The sequence below is a fragment of the Methanocaldococcus villosus KIN24-T80 genome, from assembly GCF_000371805.1.
Lineage (GTDB): Archaea > AGJL01 > Methanococci > Methanococcales > Methanocaldococcaceae > Methanocaldococcus > Methanocaldococcus villosus.
In genome coordinates this window covers 431,620-449,864 of the sequence record NZ_AQUK01000001.1, presented here as the reverse complement: position 1 = coordinate 449,864, position 18,245 = coordinate 431,620, and the positions used below count along the sequence as shown (strand labels likewise).

18 protein-coding genes are annotated in these 18,245 nt (G+C 27.9%); 9 read left to right on the top strand and 9 right to left on the bottom strand.

Annotation, left to right across the window (positions count from 1 at the left end; genetic code table 11):
- Window positions 1–20: 20 nt before the first annotated feature.
- On the bottom strand, window positions 21–1,769 hold the full coding sequence (locus METVI_RS0102620) for a S16 family serine protease (protein WP_004592053.1): 1,749 nt from the start codon (window positions 1,767–1,769) through the stop codon (window positions 21–23).
- 99 nt (window positions 1,770–1,868) lie between these two features.
- On the opposite strand from METVI_RS0102620, the gene METVI_RS0102615 reads away from it, so the two are divergent.
- The 3 genes from METVI_RS0102615 (at window position 1,869) to lysS (ending at window position 4,456) form a co-directional block, all read left to right on the top strand.
- Entirely contained in the window at window positions 1,869–2,093 is a 225-nt protein-coding gene (locus tag METVI_RS0102615) for a class III signal peptide-containing protein (RefSeq protein WP_004592055.1), read from the top strand.
- 75 nt (window positions 2,094–2,168) lie between these two features.
- Window positions 2,169–2,774 (top strand): dCTP deaminase, encoded by a 606-nt coding sequence (gene dcd / locus METVI_RS0102610; RefSeq protein ID WP_004592058.1) that lies wholly within the window; start codon window positions 2,169–2,171, stop codon window positions 2,772–2,774.
- A gap of 110 nt (window positions 2,775–2,884) precedes the next feature.
- The gene (gene lysS / locus METVI_RS0102605; RefSeq protein ID WP_004592060.1) at window positions 2,885–4,456 is read left to right on the top strand and encodes a lysine--tRNA ligase; all 1,572 of its coding nucleotides are present in this window, start codon (window positions 2,885–2,887) and stop codon (window positions 4,454–4,456) included.
- Here lysS and METVI_RS0102600 read toward each other — a convergent pair.
- Window positions 4,446–6,755 carry a DNA-directed DNA polymerase gene (locus METVI_RS0102600; protein ID WP_017981007.1) on the bottom strand — a complete coding sequence of 770 codons (2,310 nt, stop codon included), beginning with the start codon at window positions 6,753–6,755 and terminating at the stop codon, window positions 4,446–4,448. The two genes, lysS and METVI_RS0102600, sit on opposite strands and share 11 nt — an antisense overlap.
- Before the next feature lie 112 nt (window positions 6,756–6,867).
- Between METVI_RS0102600 and METVI_RS0102595 the strand changes: the two genes are divergently transcribed.
- Genes METVI_RS0102595 through bioF form a run of 3 tightly spaced genes read left to right on the top strand, consistent with a single transcriptional unit; the run spans window position 6,868 to window position 9,853 of the window.
- Window positions 6,868–8,259 carry a DHH family phosphoesterase gene (locus METVI_RS0102595; protein ID WP_004592065.1) on the top strand — a complete coding sequence of 464 codons (1,392 nt, stop codon included), beginning with the start codon at window positions 6,868–6,870 and terminating at the stop codon, window positions 8,257–8,259.
- Between the two features lie 5 nt (window positions 8,260–8,264).
- Window positions 8,265–8,771, top strand: a complete 507-nt coding sequence (locus METVI_RS0102590) for a UPF0254 family protein (protein WP_004592068.1) — start codon at window positions 8,265–8,267, stop codon at window positions 8,769–8,771.
- Entirely contained in the window at window positions 8,753–9,853 is a 1,101-nt protein-coding gene (gene bioF / locus METVI_RS0102585) for an 8-amino-7-oxononanoate synthase (RefSeq protein WP_004592069.1), read from the top strand. The genes METVI_RS0102590 and bioF overlap by 19 nt, the downstream gene beginning before the upstream one ends.
- Here the strand turns inward: bioF and METVI_RS0102580 are convergent.
- From METVI_RS0102580 to METVI_RS0102555, 6 genes are read right to left on the bottom strand one after another with little or no spacing between them, the layout of a single operon-like run.
- Window positions 9,845–10,552: a 6-hydroxymethylpterin diphosphokinase MptE-like protein gene (locus METVI_RS0102580; protein WP_004592071.1), complete on the bottom strand. Its 708-nt coding sequence runs from the start codon at window positions 10,550–10,552 to the stop codon at window positions 9,845–9,847. The genes bioF and METVI_RS0102580 overlap by 9 nt on opposite strands.
- On the bottom strand, window positions 10,553–11,170 hold the full coding sequence (locus METVI_RS0102575) for a family 16 glycoside hydrolase (protein ID WP_004592073.1): 618 nt from the start codon (window positions 11,168–11,170) through the stop codon (window positions 10,553–10,555).
- A gap of 4 nt (window positions 11,171–11,174) precedes the next feature.
- The gene (locus METVI_RS0102570) at window positions 11,175–12,593 is read right to left on the bottom strand and encodes a phosphoadenosine phosphosulfate reductase domain-containing protein (RefSeq protein WP_017981005.1); all 1,419 of its coding nucleotides are present in this window, start codon (window positions 12,591–12,593) and stop codon (window positions 11,175–11,177) included.
- Window positions 12,594–12,597: 4 nt separating this feature from the next.
- Window positions 12,598–13,209 carry a 16S rRNA (pseudouridine(914)-N(1))-methyltransferase Nep1 gene (locus tag METVI_RS0102565; RefSeq protein ID WP_004592077.1) on the bottom strand — a complete coding sequence of 204 codons (612 nt, stop codon included), beginning with the start codon at window positions 13,207–13,209 and terminating at the stop codon, window positions 12,598–12,600.
- On the bottom strand, window positions 13,202–13,984 hold the full coding sequence (locus METVI_RS0102560; RefSeq protein WP_004592079.1) for a DUF7839 domain-containing protein: 783 nt from the start codon (window positions 13,982–13,984) through the stop codon (window positions 13,202–13,204). The genes METVI_RS0102565 and METVI_RS0102560 overlap by 8 nt, the downstream gene beginning before the upstream one ends.
- Window positions 13,981–15,078 (bottom strand): L-serine ammonia-lyase, iron-sulfur-dependent, subunit alpha, encoded by a 1,098-nt coding sequence (locus METVI_RS0102555; RefSeq protein ID WP_004592081.1) that lies wholly within the window; start codon window positions 15,076–15,078, stop codon window positions 13,981–13,983. The genes METVI_RS0102560 and METVI_RS0102555 overlap by 4 nt, the downstream gene beginning before the upstream one ends.
- 56 nt (window positions 15,079–15,134) lie before the next feature.
- On the opposite strand from METVI_RS0102555, the gene METVI_RS0102550 reads away from it, so the two are divergent.
- Genes METVI_RS0102550 through METVI_RS0102540 form a run of 3 tightly spaced genes read left to right on the top strand, consistent with a single transcriptional unit; the run spans window position 15,135 to window position 17,359 of the window.
- Window positions 15,135–15,728, top strand: coding sequence for a class I SAM-dependent methyltransferase (locus METVI_RS0102550; RefSeq protein WP_004592083.1), 594 nt, complete (start codon window positions 15,135–15,137; stop codon window positions 15,726–15,728).
- A gap of 4 nt (window positions 15,729–15,732) precedes the next feature.
- The gene (locus METVI_RS0102545) at window positions 15,733–16,629 is read left to right on the top strand and encodes a dihydroorotate dehydrogenase (RefSeq protein WP_004592085.1); all 897 of its coding nucleotides are present in this window, start codon (window positions 15,733–15,735) and stop codon (window positions 16,627–16,629) included.
- Window positions 16,622–17,359: a YchF/TatD family DNA exonuclease gene (locus METVI_RS0102540; RefSeq protein WP_017981004.1), complete on the top strand. Its 738-nt coding sequence runs from the start codon at window positions 16,622–16,624 to the stop codon at window positions 17,357–17,359. The genes METVI_RS0102545 and METVI_RS0102540 overlap by 8 nt, the downstream gene beginning before the upstream one ends.
- Here the strand turns inward: METVI_RS0102540 and METVI_RS0102535 are convergent.
- On the bottom strand, window positions 17,356–18,132 hold the full coding sequence (locus tag METVI_RS0102535) for a CBS domain-containing ParB/RepB/Spo0J family partition protein (protein WP_004592090.1): 777 nt from the start codon (window positions 18,130–18,132) through the stop codon (window positions 17,356–17,358). The two genes, METVI_RS0102540 and METVI_RS0102535, sit on opposite strands and share 4 nt — an antisense overlap.
- Window positions 18,133–18,245 lie beyond the last annotated feature (113 nt).

Here is an 18,245-nt window from a genome sequence, read left to right as displayed (position 1 = left end):
ATCACCAAAAAAATAAATTTTTAAGCTGTAACTTTTCTAAATATGTATCCAGCTGAAAAACCTATTAAACCTGATAATACAGCTGTTATTATTATAGCAGTTTCATCTAATTCTGGTTTCTCTTTAACCTCTTTATATAAATTACCTTCTGGATTTTTAACAATGACACTTTTATTTAATATTTTTAATATATCCAAATCCATCTGAGCACAGTAGGAGGAGTATTTGTAATACATTATTTTTGATACATTATCTTCTAATGTTTCAGCATACTCATAATAGCTTAGAGCTGATATAGGTGTAATATATCTTTCTGCTAAGTTTATTTTATTTTTTGCATAATTTTTTAGATATTCAATATCACTGAATATTACCAAAGGCACTTCTGCCTTAACAGAGAGATCAATACTTTGAGCTATTGATAATATATAATCTCCTTCATTATAAGCCTCTTTAGCATTTTTTAATTCATTTTCCAAGTCATCAAAATTTATATTTGGATAGAGAGTTTCAAGGTAGGTTAAGACTGTTTGAGCATTGTCTAAATACTGTTGTGCTAAAACTTTTAACTTGTTATTATCTATTTTTTCCCCACCTTCTTCAGCTAATGATATCCACCATATAGCTGATTTTCCTCTCATATCCGCAAAACTACCATATTCAATAGCTTTATCATAGTTACCTAAATAATATTCTTTCCAAGCTTCATCTAATAGAGATTCAGCCTTTTTTATTCTTAATCTTGCAGATAACACTTCCTCAAAGTTTTTTGTAGTTAAATTTTTTGAATAAACTATTTCTTTATCCTTGCTAATATCATCCTGTATCTTTAATAGTATTGATTTAACACTCACTCCTGACAAAAATTTAATTTTATTTTCAATATCCTCCAATTTTATAAGTGCATTAAAAGCTGTGGATGTTGCTGAATAGTATTTCTTGTTTATATACTCTCTATTTGCTTTTTCTATCATTTCTTTAGCTTCATTTAATTTACAATTTAGTAAATAGTTGTATTCATATCCAAAATAATCTTGTTCCAATATTGTGGATATGTTTCTATATTTCTCTTCAGACATATTCAAAATTTTTTCTGCTAGACTTTTCATAATCCTCTTATATTTCTCTTCAGCTATGGGATTTGGAGGATATGATTTTATGGTTATTTTTTTATTAAAAAAGTAAGGAAAAGCCTCATATATACTTCCCACTTCTACAACCTCTATCCCTAACCTTTTTCCAAACTCTACAGCATCAACTTCCCTATCCCCTTCCTTAATATACCTCTGTCCTTTTGGAATTAAAAATATTGAGCAGTTAGCTTCTTTAGCAGCTTCTATTTTTTCCAATATTCCTCCAACAGGACCAATAGAGCCGTCAGGATTTATTGTCCCAGTCATCATTACATTTTTATTTATTGTTAAATTTAATAGTTCAGCTAAAATGCCTATAGTCATAGTACCTCCTGCTGATGGCCCACCAACAATTGGAACATCACTTCTAACTATTATATAAACATTATAATTATCAATATCTTTATTAGCTATCTCTCCAGCAACCTTTGCAGCAATTCTTGCAGAACTCTGCATATCTAACTGAGTTAAAGGCATAGTGTCTATAAAAACATGCCCATCTCCTTTTTGAGCATGAATTTCAAATGTTATAGGTACTCCTACAAAACCATGGTCTGTTATAGAAACTGCAGGAGCTTTTATTACTACAGCCAAAACAGGGTTTATTAGTAAGAGTAGTAGAATTAGTTTTCTCATTATCTCCCTCCAAAGTTATTAAAATTAAATATATAGAAAACTATTTAAACAATATTATTATAAAAAAATAAAGTATATAATGTAATAGTGGTGAGGAATATGATGAATATAATTAAAAAAATAATGTCTAATAGAGCTCAGTTATCTATGGAAGTTGGGATACTTATTGCTGCAGCAGTTTTGGTAGCTATTATAGCTGGTTATTTATATATAAATAATGTTAAATCAGGAGCAGAAAAAGCAGGGAAAAAAACATCAGAATTCATTAATACTACCTCTAATAAATCAGAAGATTATATATCAAAACTTAAAAATCTCAAGTAAAGCAGAAGAGTATATATCAAATCTTAACAGTATTTAATTTCTTATTTTCTTTAAATTTTTATTGGTGAAAAATTTATGATTTTAAGTGATAAAGACATTTTAAAATTAATTAATGAAAATAAATTAATAATAGAGCCATTTAATAGGGAACATTTAGGGCCTGCTTCATATGATGTTACTTTAGGTAATGAATTTATTGTTTATGAAGATGAAGTTTATGATTTATTTAATGATTTGAATTATAAAAGAATAAAAATAAAAAACTCTATTTTGATTTGCCCAATAAATTATAATTTAACTGAAGAAAAAATAGAATATTTTAAAGAAAAATACAATGTAGATTATGTTTCAAAGGCTATTTTAGGAACTACAAATGAATATATTGAATTGCCAAATGATATAACCTCTTTCTATCAAGGTAGAAGTTCATTAGGAAGGTTATTTTTAACATCACATCAGACAGCTGGGTTTATTGATGCAGGATTTAGAGGAAAAATAACTTTAGAAATTGTAGCTCATGATAAGCCAGTTATTCTTTATCCAAATATGAGAATTGGTCAGTTAATATTTTTTAAACTGAATTCTCCAGCTGAAATTGGTTATTGTGAAAAGAAAAACAGTAAATATGCATATCAAAGAACAGTTATGCCTTCACTCATAAAGAGGGATTTTATAAAGTAAAAAATTTTTGTTATGTTATTCAAATAATTTAAATAAATAGATTTAACCGAAAATAATATTAAATCTATCGTAAATAAAATAAGCTCAAAAATTTTCTAAAAGGGAAAAACATGTTTTGGGCTGATGTAATAGCTGATAAATTGTTAAAAGATAGGAAGGAAGAGAAATATGTTATAGCTACTGGAATAACTCCATCAGGGCATATACATATAGGAAATGCAAGAGAAACACTAACAGGTGATGCTATTTATAAAGCTTTAAAGGAGAAAGCTGATGCTGAGCTCATTTTTATAGCTGATACATATGACCCTCTTAGAAAAAGATATCCATTTTTGCCTGAAGAATTTGAAGAATATGTAGGGATGCCATTAAGTGAAATTCCTTGCCCTGAAGGTTGCTGTAAAAGTTATGCTGATCACTTTTTAAATCCATATTTAGAGAGTTTAGATGATTTAGGGGTTGAGTTAAAAGTATATAAAGCTGATGAAAACTATAAAAAAGGACTTTATGATGAAAAAATAAGGATTGCATTAGAGAAGAGAGATAAGATTAGAGAGATATTAAACAAATTTAGAGACAATCCACTAGATGATAGTTGGTTTCCTATTAATGTTGTTTGTGAAAAATGCAAAAATCTAAAAACAAAAGTTATTGGTTATGAGGGAGAAGAGGTTTATTATAGATGTGAAAAGTGTGGTCATGAGGGAAAAGTTAAACCATATAAAGGTAAAGCTAAACTTCCATGGAGAGTAGATTGGCCTGCAAGATGGAGTATATTTAATGTCTCCATAGAACCTATGGGAAAAGATCATGCTGCTGCTGGGGGGTCATATGATACTGGTTATTTAATAGCTAAAGAAGTATTTAATTACAATCCACCAATGAAAGTTGTTTATGAATGGATTCAGCTTAAAGTTGGAGATAAGGCAATTCCAATGAGTTCTTCTAAAGGTGTAGTTTTTGCTGTTAAAGATTGGACATATGTAGCTCATCCAGAGATATTGAGATTTTTAATTTTAAGAAGTAAGCCATCAAAACATATTGATTTTGACATGAAAAAAATCCCTGATTTAGTTGATGAGTATGATAGATTAGAAGAGTTCTATTTTGAAAATAGGGATAAAGATTTAGATGAGGATGGTAAGGAGAAGATAAGGATATATGAGTTTTCAACACCAAGAATTCCTGAAAAAAAACCATTTGTTATTCCATATAGATTTTGTTCTATTATTGGCCAATTGGCTTATGAAGATAATAATATAAATATGAATAAAGTCTTTGAAATATTAAAGAGAAATAACTATAATATAGATGAAATTGATGAATTTAGCTTAAAGAGGTTAAAGGATAGGTTGATAATGGCAAGAAATTGGGCACTAAAATATGGTGAGAAGTTAATTATTATAAGTGATGATGAAGCTAAAAAGGAATTTGAGACCTTAAAAGATAAACAAAAAGAGTGGATAAGATATTTTGCTGAAAGATTGGAAAATGTTAATTTTGATGCCCTAACAATACATGAGCTCATTTATGAAACAGCTAAAGAAATTGGTTTGAATCCAAGAGACGCATTCCAAGCAGCTTATAAAATACTCTTAGGGAAAAAATATGGACCTAGATTAGGAGCTTTCTTAGCAAGTTTGGGTAGGGATTTTGTTATAAAAAGATTTTCTATGTTTTAAAAAAGCTATCTAATGTGATTTGTTTTCCATCTTTTTTTAATTCATTCTTAGAAACTCCAACAGCTTCCATAACTCTTAATATTGGTGGTAATATTTGATTATCTATATAGTAGTTGATATCAACATCTTTTATATCTACCTCTTCTGGTAATTTGGCTCTCTCACTTATTGACTTAGCTCCTTTCACTATAATATATCCTATAACATCTCCTACATTGACTTTCTTACCCTCTCTAATTAACCTTTTGGCTAACTCAATATGAGGAGCAGTTGTTTTATATTCTTTAATATCCTTTGTAATTTGTGTATATATTATAAGATCTTCTTTCTTAATTTTACCTTCTCTTAACTCTTTTATAATTTCTTTAATAATATTTTTAGCTTTCTCAATATCTCCTTCTATAAGCAAAGCTTCTAAAACCTTTTTTTGTGTGGTTTTAGCAATATTTGCCCAATCTCTTCTTACAAATTCTAACCCTTTTATTATTATTCTATTATTATCATCAACTAAAGCATACTTTTTCTTTGTTATAAAAATACCTCTTTTATAATAACCTTCAAACTCTAACTCCATATTTCCAGGAAGCCTTTCATTAATATATTTAATAAACTCTTTAGCTTTTTCTATTAATTCATTTTTTTCAATTTTTTCTTTATAAATAGCATAGAAACCATCAGTATCTATATATACAACTTTAAATCCAAATTTTTCAGCTTCTTCAACAGTCATTAATATGTATTTTCTTCCTAAGTATGTAACAACTTCAGCACACTCTTTACTATAAAATCTTGCTCTTGGATATGCTAAATAACCATAATGGCTATTTGCTAAAATTTTTAATGACTGTTGTTCATAATCTAAAAGCTTCTTTTCTTCATCACTGACTTCATTCATTCTTTTTTTTACTTCAATTCTCCTTTTTATTAATCCTTTTAATGTTTTTGGAATTAACCCTTCTCTCTTTTTGCAAAAATGATGGTTAAGTATTTTTTCTCCATTGCAACAATCACAGTCTATAGTGTCAGGGCTTATATTGTAGGTTATGATTATTGATGGGTATAAAGATCTGAAGTCAAAATAAACTATATCATTAAACATTCCTTTTTCTGCTTTAACATATCCTCCTTCATAGCTCTCATTCACCCTTCTTTTATATTCTTCTTCATCAGGCTTATTAGGAACAATCATATTTTCTTTATAAGCCATTTTCATCAACAGATATTCAACCATCTGCCCCGAAGTCATTCTAGTTATTGAAAATATATTCTGATTAACAATCCTGCTAAACATGACTTCTAATGGTAAAAAATATTCTCCAAGCTTGTATGTGTATTTTGCATCCTGTAAAGAATATTCAATTAAAATCTTATCTTTATCTTCCCAAAACAGTCTTATATTCTCATGACCAATTTTTAATTTTTCAATACCAAAAAGAGCATAGACAACATCTTCTAAACTGTATTTTGTAAGTTTTAATAACCTTCTTGCTATTGGATATAAATCAATATGTACCCTTCCTGGGATGTATGATTGATAACCATTTGCTGCTCTTTTTATCCTCACCTCTTCCCCTTCTCTTCCTAATTTTAATTTTATTCCATAAACTTCTGCTCTTTTCTTTAAATATGGAAAATCAAAATTATCTCCATTATAGGTAAATATTATATCATATTTTCCCAATGTTTCAATAATCTTTATTATTAATTCTCTTTCATCTTTCACTTTAATAACATTTTCATGGTTAAAGTCTTTATAAGTTATAACTTTCCCTTCTCCATCCCAAAAACTTGCCATAATTATAGGATTTTTTCTATAATCAGGCTCACCTTCAGCAGAAACTTCTATATCAAATGCAACCATCTTAATTTTAGGAATTTCATTACTAACAATTTTTTTCTTTTCAAAATCAAAATATGTCATTGGGGGAATATCATTATCAATCATATACCTTTTAACAAATGGAATATCATGTTCATAAATCTCTTTAGCTATTTCTTTTACTTTCCTTAGTTTTGGTACATGTTTAGGGTATGTTGATATAATCTTCAATACATTCTTTTCTTTTTTTAAAATCCTCTTTTTAACCACTTCTATATTATCAACAAATTTTAATAAATCTTTTTTTAATAAAAAAGCTTTTAAATTCTCTATATCTTCTTCATCTATTTCATCTTTATTTAATTCTACATAAAAATAAGGTTTGAATTCTTTGTCTTTAAGAATGGTGTTTATTAGATACAAATAAATTATAGCTCTTTCATTACCTTTATATGTAGCATCAATTAAAGCATCTATCATATCACATCATCTTCAAAAAGTTTTTAATAAATATTTCGAAGCAAAATATATATATTATACTTTACACTCTTTTTTAATTAAAAATAACTCTCAAAAGTTTTAAGTGGTAAATATGATAGTAGTTATAGGTTTTGGTTCTTTTGGAAGAAAAGTTGTTAATTTTATAAAAAACAAAGAACCCATAACAATAATTGATAAACAGATTGAAGATATTGATGATCTAATTAAAGAGAATATAAAAGTTGTAGTGGGAGATGCTACTGAAGAGGAAACATTAAAAAAGGCTAATATAGAAAATGCTGATATAGTTTTAATATTAACAAACTCAGAAGTTAATAGAAATATAGCTGAGAAGGTTTGTGAGCTTAGTCCAAATTCATATAAAATAGCTAGAGCAGTGCAAGGATATCCTGAACTTTATAGTGGTTTGAATATTGATAAAATAGTTAATATATTAGAAAGTGGTGCTAAAGATATAGCTAATGAAGTAGATAATGCAAAATTAAAAAGAAAATTAATGAAATTAAAATCAATAATATTAGAGAAAAAGAAAAAGTGTAATGGAAAAAAGATGTTAATATTAACACATATAAATCCTGATCCTGATGCTATAGCAAGTGCTATGGCATTAAAGACAATATGTGAAAAGTGGGATGTAGAGGCGGATATTGGATATGGGGGGAATATTGGGTATGATGAAAATAAAACTATGGTAAATTTATTAGAGGTAAATCTCCTATCTATAGATCAAATAAATATAGATGATTATTGTATTATTGCTGCAGTGGATTTCTCATCTTCTAAACAGTTACCAATGGAAGTAGAAAAATTAGATATTATTATTGATCATCATGCAAATGGAGATTTAGAGGCTGATTATAAAGATATTTTAAATGTTGGGGCTACATCATCAATATTAACAAATTATTTAAAAGAGCTAAATATGGAACCATCAAGGAAATTAGCTACAGCTCTATTTTATGGTATTGAATCAGATACAAATAATTTTAAAAGAGGGGTTACAAGGTTTGATTTTGAATGTGCAGCATATTTGCAGAGTTATATTGATACAACAATTTTAGAAATGATAGAAAATCCTGAAATTTCTACAGAGATTATGGAAGTAATAGCTAAGGCTATAATAAATAGGCAAGTAGTTAAAGGAAATATTGCTTTATCATATGTTGGAGAAATAACAAATAGGGATGCCTTACCAAAGGCAGCTGACTTTTTATTAAAAATGGAAGGAATTTCTACAACTTTTGTATTTGGTATTGTTGGAGATTATATAGAGATATCTGCAAGGACTAAAGATGTTAGATTAAACTTAGGGGAAATTTTAAAAAAGGCTTTTGGTGGAGGAGGACATCAAACTGCTGCTGGAGCAAGAATAGAGTTAGGAATATTTAAAGCAGTTTCTGATAAGGAGGCTTTAAGAAAACTTGTAGAAGAAGCTATAAAAGCAAAAATATTAGAAGTTATTGGAATAAAAGAGAAGGAATGATTTATATGATAACATTAGCAACAGCTGAATGCTTCACACATGGTAAGATAGGGTTGAGCATTCATAAGGCAGCATCTGGTTATGAAGAGTTTGAATATAAATACCTTTTCTCTGAAGAAGATTTAAAAATTGTGAAAAATGTTAAGGTATTGTGTTCTATGTTTCTACCCTCTATTTATGCAATTGAAAAACTTTTCAATATCTCTTTACCTAAACCAGATTATTATTATAAATATGCCAAAGCCTATTCTGAAAAAAATGATTTAGCTGTTGCTAAAAAAATAGCTGAATCTTTAAAAGATAAATTAAATCCTGATATTGCTTTAGCTTCAACAGCTGGTGTAGGTAGAGGGGCTATTTGTATAATAGCTGATAAGTGTTATCTATTTACAACAGATGTTTATGCTAACTTATTAACATTTGAAAATGTTAAAGAGAGACAAAAAGATGGAATAGAGAAAGGGATAAAGAAGGTCTTAGAAATTGTGAAAAAATGTTTAGAGAAGTATTAAAAAAAGAAATTGATAAAATTAAAGATAACAACTTGTATAGGGAACTAAGAAAGGTTAAAGGAATAAATTTTTCATCTAATGATTATTTATGTTTATCAAAACATCCTGAAGTAATTGAAGCTCTTAAAAATGGAGCTAAATATGGTGTAGGCTCAACAGGATCAAGATTAACTTCAGGAAATATAAATCATGAAAAGTTAGAAGAAAAAATGGCTAAATTTAAAGGAACAGAAAGCTCTTTATTATATCCAACTGGTTATATGGCTAATCTATCAATATCTGCAATTTGTAAGAAAGGAGATCTAATTTTAAGTGATGAACTTAATCATGCATCAATAATAGATGGTTGTAGATTAAGTAAAGCTGACAGGTTAATTTACAAACACTGTGATACAAATCATCTTTTAGATTTATTAGAAAAAAACTATAAAAATTATAATAATATTTTCATTATAACTGACTCCGTTTTTAGTATGGATGGTGATATAGCTCCTTTAAATGAATTAAAAAAGATAGCTGATGATTTTGGGGCAGTGTTAATATTAGATGATGCACATGCAACAGGTGTTTTAGGGAATGGAAAAGGGGCTTTAGAGTATTTTAATATCAAACCAGATGATAATATTATTATTATAGTTACATTATCAAAAGCTATTGGATGTTTAGGAGGATGTGTTTGTGGAGTAGAGGAGCTAAAAGATTATTTAATAAATACTTCAAGGAGTTTTATATTTACAACAGCACTACCTCCAGCCATAGTTGAAGCTGCAATAAAGGCTATAGAAATAATAGAAGAGGGCAAAGTTGTTAAGAAGTTAAAAAAGAATATAAATTTGGCAAATAAAATATTTAAATCATATAACTTCATTAATAGGGAAAATGAAACTCCAATTTATCCATTTATTTTTAGAGATAAGACTGTTAAGATAGCAGAGTATTTAATAAAAAATAATATTTTTTGCATTCCCATAAGATACCCTACTGTACCCAAAGGGAGTGAAAGAATTAGAATAAGTATAAATGTAGAACATATGAAGGAAGATTTTATTATACTATGTGAAAAAATTAAAGAATTATGGTAAAAATACAATCTCTATTTTATCTTTCAATAGATTAATCAGATACTCTGCATACCTCAATTTTTTTGCTTTTATGTTATCAGCTTTTTCTATTTCTCCTTTTATTTCTGGTCTAGAATATTTTGTTACATATTCCCCAAAATCCATCCCACCTAATATTAATTTTTTGGCTTTAAAATAATATGCTAAGTAGCAACATCTATCACCATCAGTGAAACCATAAAAGTTATATAATTTATATTTTTTATATTCTGGAATCTGTGTTGTAGGAATAACATTTTTTAATTTGTGGAAGTATTTCTTTATCTTATCAATATTATCCCCATGTGCATGCAAAACTACTATTGCACCCTTTTTATTGCACTCTATTAAACTTTCAATATCTCCATCCAAATCAGATACTATTATATCAGGGATTATACCTTCTTCTAAAAAAGCTTTACATGCCCCATCAGCAACAATTATTGGCTGACATTTTTTTATATTTTTCAATATCTTTACATGTCTCTTTAATGATGGACCTGCCCCAAAAATAAAAACTTCTTTACCTTTAATCATCTTTTCTAATATCTTAACATCAGGTTTTTCTTTAAAAAAAGAACTTAATATTTTAGCTGCTTCAACATCTTTTTCTTTATCAAAATTAAAATCCTCAATAATTTTATTGTATATCTTTTCCCACTCTCTATCATCCATATACATCTACTCTTCTAATGGTTCTACTCTCACATTATCAAAATAACCTTGTCCTCCAAATCCTATACCTCCCTCTAATATTGGATTTTTATCAATATATGTTATATAAGTATATGCATTAACTTTAAATGTTATCTTATTACCATTAGCTATTACCATATATCTAAAAAATGACACCTCAGCTGGGGCAGCATTGTAAGTTTGATTTAACAACACCCATTTAGTACCATTGAATTTGTATAATTTGTAGCCTCTATCAAATGGTTCTACAACAATACAATAACCAGCAGTAGCATCACCATTTAACCTAAAGTATATCTTTGGAGAATCTATTAATTTTTTCCTTTTTATATCAATATAATAAACAAAATTTGTATAATTTCTATCAACATACATTATTCCATCTCCTTCAGCTTCAACAACTTTATTCATAACTTTATTATCCTCTGAAAATATTGGAGTTATTGTAAATGTTCCATTACCTTTTACTTTCCAAGGTCCAAATGGGGCTTTTTCACCTAGGTTGTATGATGAGAAATCATCATTTAATGGTGGAGGCATAAATTGAATATTTATACATCCTGACATGAGTGCTATTATCAATATAACTATAAATCTTCTCACTATTTCACCATATATCTTTTGGATGAAATTTTTTCCATCTCCAAAGCCCCTTTCTTATCCAATCTTCAGGTAATTTATATTTATTAGCATACTCTTTTAAAACATTTTCCCATTTTTCCCAAAGTTCAGGGTATAATTTTCTTACCCTATCCATCTCTCCTAACTCCATAGCTGGGCAGATATAGCACCCTACCCTATCAAATCCTTTTTCATACAGCTTATTGTAAGGAGCCCCTTCTTTTAATATATATATCCAAACATGTAAAGCAGTCCAATGGAATATTGGGAGAGCATTTATTTGATTTTTTATATAAGTATTCCTATAAATTAGTCTTTTTTTAGCTCTACTAAAGCTTTCATATTTTCTTATTCCAACAAATGACAATACTTCTCTATCTTTTAAATATTCTTTTAAAGGATTTAATTTACAAACTTCAGAGCACCATCTATAATCTCTAGATGGTATTCCATATTCTTTTATCTTTTCCCAGAAATTCTCAGCTTCTAATCTCTTTATTTCAATATTGAAAAAATTTTCAACTTCTTCAATATTTTTTAATGTTTCAGGGAATTCTAAACCTGTGTCAATAAAAATAACTTCAACATTTTCTTTTTTTAATGCTTTAAGTGTTAATATTAATGTGACTAAACTATCTTTTCCTCCTGAATATGCAACAATTACGGGCTTTTTTATTTTTTCATAGCTGTTTTTTATAAATCCTATAGCATTCTTTTCATAATTATAAATAACACTATTGTTTGCCTCAATCATGAGATTTAAAGCCTCTTCTAATTTATATCTCTCTAATTTTCTATTTTGGAAATTTTTATTAAAAAATCTAACCTTTATTATTTTTCCTCTTTCTATCTTTTCTATCTCATTAGATGATAGCATTGCTAACCCTACACCTACAACTCTCTCATCTTCATTAACTATGATAACATCATCCCCTCTTTCTATATCATTAGTAATTTCAATTATTCCTGGTCTTAGAAGTGTTGATTTGTCTTTTAAAATATTTAATAAGTCATTTTTTATCTTTACTATCCTTTTATTAGCTCCCTTCTCAATTAAGTCATAAGCTCCATGTAGTTTCAATTTTATTTTCCAAGTTTCTTTCTCTTCATTGTAATATAAAATATATTTAACTATCCCATCCACTATTACTTCATAAGCTTCTAAATTGCCTGGAAGTTTATTTAATAAAATAATTCCATCTTCAATGCTTTTAGCTCCAAACTCTCTTTCTAAGCATTCATTTATGAAATCAATATCATACCTAAACCCTAACCTTGCATCCCCTGGAGGGGTTAGTTTAACTGGTAAAGCTTCAGTATTACATATATCACATTTTTTCCCTAATATAGGGAGATTACAATTATAACACCATTTTAAATGGATCTTTCCTATATATGTTTTCATGTTTTCACTTAAAATATAGTGAATAACAGACAATTCCACAGACAGTCCAAGCCATTAATCCTTTATTATAGAGAGATATCTTATCTATATTTAATCCCTCTTCATTTATTCTAATCTCACCATATGGAAAACCACCAATTAAAAAAGTATCATATCTTTTCATATCATTTATGTTAATAACCTTTCCCTTCTTGGTTAATAATGCTATATTTTTGGCATTTATATCAAATAAGAGTTCTTCTAAAGTTTTCTTTTCCAATTTTATTAATGGATTTTTATAACCTTTCAATACTTTTTCCATAACACCTAAAAATCTAAAATAATTCCTTGGTAATCTTGTTTTTGGATCAATATAAAGAACTTTATTATCATATGTATGAACATAAGTATTTAACATCCTCTCATGATTTAAAGGAGAATCTAAGATTGTTAAAAGTGAAACATGAACTATATCCGGCCTACCTCTTCTTTCTCTATCTTTTAAAAATTTCATAGCTTTATAATGATAATTAGCATCTAAAATATCATATTTATAAACTTTAGAGGGTTTTATTTTATTTTTAATCTCTTTTGGGATCAATTCTAAAGCTGAATTGGCTAATATTATATTATACATTTCTACTCACATCTATAATGATATAATTTATCTTCTCATCATTTAACCTTTTTATAACCCTTTCAGCCATCTTTCCTGTTATAAAGGCTATAACATTACAACCTCTATTACAGGCATTAACTATTCCTTCAATAACTGCAAATCTTATATCAGGATTTAAATTTAGTTTTTTAGCAACCACATATCCCACAGTTCCCATAGTAGCTGTAACATAATTCTCCATTTTATTTAGCATCTCTTTTATCTTCTCATAATCTACATTTCTTGAGCCTCCAAAAGTTTCTGGTGGAATTTTGAATATTATTACTTTTGATTTAGGAATATCAATAATTCCTCTAATTTCTGTTATGGCTACATCTTCCCCAGCCTTTCCACCATGTAAAATTTTTGCTCTAGCTTCCCCTACTTTCTTTTTAGTAGCATGTAATAATCCATCTTTCATATGTAAATAAACCTCATCTCCTTCATTTAGATCTTCCTCAGCTATAGCAGGCCAAATATCTTTATATCTGTATATAGCTGAATTTATTTCTTCTAAATAACTACTAAATTCTTTTATCCAACTTTTTAATCTCCTTATTCCTTTTTCTGTTATTACATATTCTCCTCTTCCTCTTGATCTAATATATCCTTTTTTTAATAGATTTCTAATGTGTTCAGATACAGCTTGGACTGTTATATCTAAGTTGTCAGCAATCTCTTTCTGTTTAACATATGGCTGTTTTCTTAAAATCTCAGCTAATATTTGTAGTTCAGTAATATTCCTTTTCTTCATAATTTCACATCTTTTTTTAACATTAATTCTATTATTTTGTCTTCTAAGTTCATAGATTTTGTTATTTCACTTAAATTCTTAATACACTCTTTAAAATCTTTCCCAATGATACCTTCATAATCCTTAGTTTCATAGAATAATGATAAATATGCTGAAAACACCCCAGAAGCTATTTTTAATGAACATGATGGTTTTCCTCCATCACATATTATGCCTGTTATGTTGGCTAAAAAACTTTTCATGGCTTTTTCTATATCTTTATTTAAATAGTATGCTAAACCACATACACATCCTAATCCTCCTCTATTTACACACCCACACATAGAAGATATGTAGGATGTGTGATAAGTGGCATATATTGTTATTAATGCTGATAGGGCTAGTGACTTTATTAATTCTCTATTCTCCCTATCATAAAATATTATTGGCAATGTAGCCATTAATCCCATATTTCCACTACCAGCAATGGCATAAGCTTCTTTATTAAAACCCATCATTCTATTATAAACTGCTGAAGCTGTAGCTTTTATTATATTATTAAGATCTCCAAAATCAATATCTAAAAATCCATTAACAAATTCTTTATTTGTTTTTATAACATCTTTTATGAGTTCTTCTATATCTTTTGGTAAATTATCTATATAATCTAAGAAATCTTTTAAGTCTAAACTTTTAAATTTTTCTTTTAACTTATCATCAACCCTCTTATAATAATATGTAGATTCAGCTTCATAGATCTTATTTATAATTACTCTGCAATAAACATCCTTATTAACAACCTCTATTTTTAATCTGTTCCTAACAATATTTTCTAATTCTTCATCATATTCGATATCTCTAAAAATTTCTAATCCATTTTCTTTTTCTCCAAGCAAGCCCCCAACAACTGCTGGCAAAATTCCAAACTTACCTGTATTTGGCACACCAACAGAAAAAGCATTTTTAAAAACACTTTTTCCTAAAATTAACTTTATCTCTTTGATCTCTTTTAAGTCTTTAGGTTTGGCTTTTGCTACTGTATACCCAATAAGAGCTACCTCTGTGCAACCTAAAGATTTATAAATCTCATTTTTCAAAACTTCATCTATTACCATGATCTCACAATATAACTTTATTTTAATTTCTTAGTATTAAAAATTATGGTGAGAGTATGCACTATTTTTCAGAAAAACCAACAACAAAATCAAATATAAAAATTATTGAAGATATCTTAAGAGGAAAGTTATTAAAATTTAAAACTGATAGTGGTGTATTTTCTAGTGATAAAATTGATAAAGGAACAAAAATATTGGTTGAAAGTGTTGAAGTTAATAAGAATGATGAAATTCTTGATTTAGGATGTGGTTATGGTGTTATAGGGATAGCTTTAGCTGATGAAGTTAAGTCAGTTTTGATGAGTGATATCAATAGAAGGGCTTTAAAATTGGCCAAAGAAAATATAAAATTAAATAACCTTTCTGATAAATATATTGATGTGGTTTATAGTGATTTATTTAACAATATAAATAAGAGATTTGATAAAATTATTACAAATCCTCCAATAAGGGCGGGGAAAGAAGTGCTAAATAGGATAATTGGGGAGGGGAAAGATTATTTAAAAGATGGTGGGGAAATTTGGCTTGTTATTAGAACGAAGCAAGGGGCTAAAAGTTTAGCTAATTATATGGAAGAAATTTTTGGAAATGTAGAAACAGTGGAAATTAAAGGAGGGTATAGGGTTTTAAAAAGTAAGAAACAATGGTGATCTAATGGAAATAAAATTATGTGGTATAAAATTTAAAAATCCAATATTTTTAGCTAGTGGAATAATGGGAGATAATGCAGGAGCTTTAAAAAGGATTGCAATAAATGGAGCTGGAGCAGTAACTACAAAATCTATTGGGCTAAAGCCAAATATGGGTCATAAAAATCCTGTGATTGTTGAGTTGGATGAAGGATTTTTAAATGCTGTAGGTTTAGCAAATCCAGGAGTAGATAATTACATAGAAGAACTAAAAAAAATTAGAGGATTTTTAGATAAAATAGGTGTAAGGATAATAGCTTCTATATATGGGAAAGATGAAGAAGAATTTAAAGAAGTTGCTAAAAAAATAGAACCTTATGTAGATATGATTGAACTAAATATATCTTGCCCACATGCTAAAGGATATGGTTTAGAGATTGGGCAAGATGTAGATTTATCATATAATGTCTGTAAATCTGTAAAATCTGCTGTAAATATTCCTGTTTTTGCTAAAATATCTCCAATGGTTAATATTAGGGAGATAGCTGAGGCACTTTGTAATGTTGTTGATGGATTTACAGCTATAAATACAGTTAAAGGTATGGTCATTGATATAAATATGAAAAAGCCAATATTATCAAATAAGTTTGGAGGTTTAAGTGGAAAGTATATTAAGCCAATAGGTGTAAGGGTTGTTTATGAGCTTTATGAATACAAAAAACCAATAATAGGTGTGGGTGGAATATTTAATGGAAGAGATGCATTAGAATATTTTATGGCAGGAGCTTCAGCAGTGCAAATAGGTTCTGCTGTATATTTTAGAGGTTATGATGTTTTTAATAAAATATATAAAGAAATTAAAGAGTTTTTGGATAAAGAAGGGTTAGAACTTAAAGATATTATTGGGATAGCACATGAGTAAATATGTTGATGCACACTGTCATATAGAGGATAAAGCGTTTAATAAAAATAGAGATGAAGTTGTGAAAAGGGCTAAAGAGAATAATGTTATAATCATTACAAGTGGTGCTTCATTTGGAGGGTGTGTAAGAGCTTTAAATTGTAAGAGATTGTATGATATTTACCTTACCTTAGGTTATCACCCTTCAAGAGTTAATGCTGATGATAAAATTATTAATAAAGTTTATAATCTTATAAAAGAAAATGAAAAAGAAATATTGGCTGTAGGAGAAATAGGGATGGATGTTAAGATAGAAAATATAAAAAGACAGGAAGAAATATTTAAAAAATTCTTAGAACTTTCTAAGGAGATAAATAAACCTATTGTAGCCCATGCAAGAGGTTTTGAGGAGAGGATATTTAAACTATCAGATCAACCTATAATGTTCCATTGCTACTCAGGAAGTCTAGAGCTGGCTAAAGAGATTGGAGAGAGTGGAAATTTAATTTCAATATCTACATTAGTATGTTTTTCAGAGCATCATAAAAAATTAGTTGAAAAGTTAGATATAGATTATATAACTACAGAAACTGACAGCCCTTATTTATCTCCAATAAAAAAGCAAAGGAATGAGCCTATAAATGTTAAATTTGTCTATAAAATAATATCTGAGATAAAAGAGATGGATATTAATGAGGTTAAAAACATAATCTATAAAAATACATGTAAATTTTTTAAGAAAAAACTTTAAATCTTTTTAAATATATTTTCACTATTTTCAATATCATGCTCCACTATTTTAATATCTCTTAAAGTTTTTAAGTTCAAACTTTCAGCAGTTCTTTCAATTCCTAGCTTTTTATCAGTGTCTAAATAAATTATATATGCATCTAATTCAGGAATACCTAATTTATATGCAGCTACCGCTCTATGATGACCATCTAAAAGTATGTATTTATCATCATTTTTCTTTTTAATAACAATAATTGGTTCAGCTAATCCTTTTTTTAATTCATATATTCTACCAATTAATTCATCAGAATGTATTTTATTCTGAGTAGGTTTTAATTTATGAATTTCAACTTTTCCTTTTTTTACTTCTAATTTATAACCTAAGCTTTTGTATGTATTTATAATTCTTTCTAATTTTTTAGGGGTAGTTTTTTCTATCTGTGATCTTATAACATCCATATTTGATATAAGCCCTACTAAATTATTTTTTTCATCAACAACAGGTAATTTTGATAACCCTGTTCTAAACATTATTCTACCCACATTCATAATATCTTCATCAGGATGGGTAATGACCATATCATCTCTTTTAGTCATAACATTCTCTACTCTTTCATTATCATCCTTTCCAACAATATCTACTAAAGAAACTATCCCTACTAATTTACCATTTTCAACTACAGGAAATGATTTATGTTTTGTTTTTTTGAATAGCTCTATAACATCTTTTACTTTGTCATCTTTTTTTACTGTTATTACATTTTTTGTCATATACTCTTTTACTTTTACCATATAAACCACGATAAAAAGTTTTAAATACCATATATGTATTAACCATATAACATCCATTATATTAAAACCGAAAATAATATATATCAATTACTTTTTAATTATCCTTTGTTATA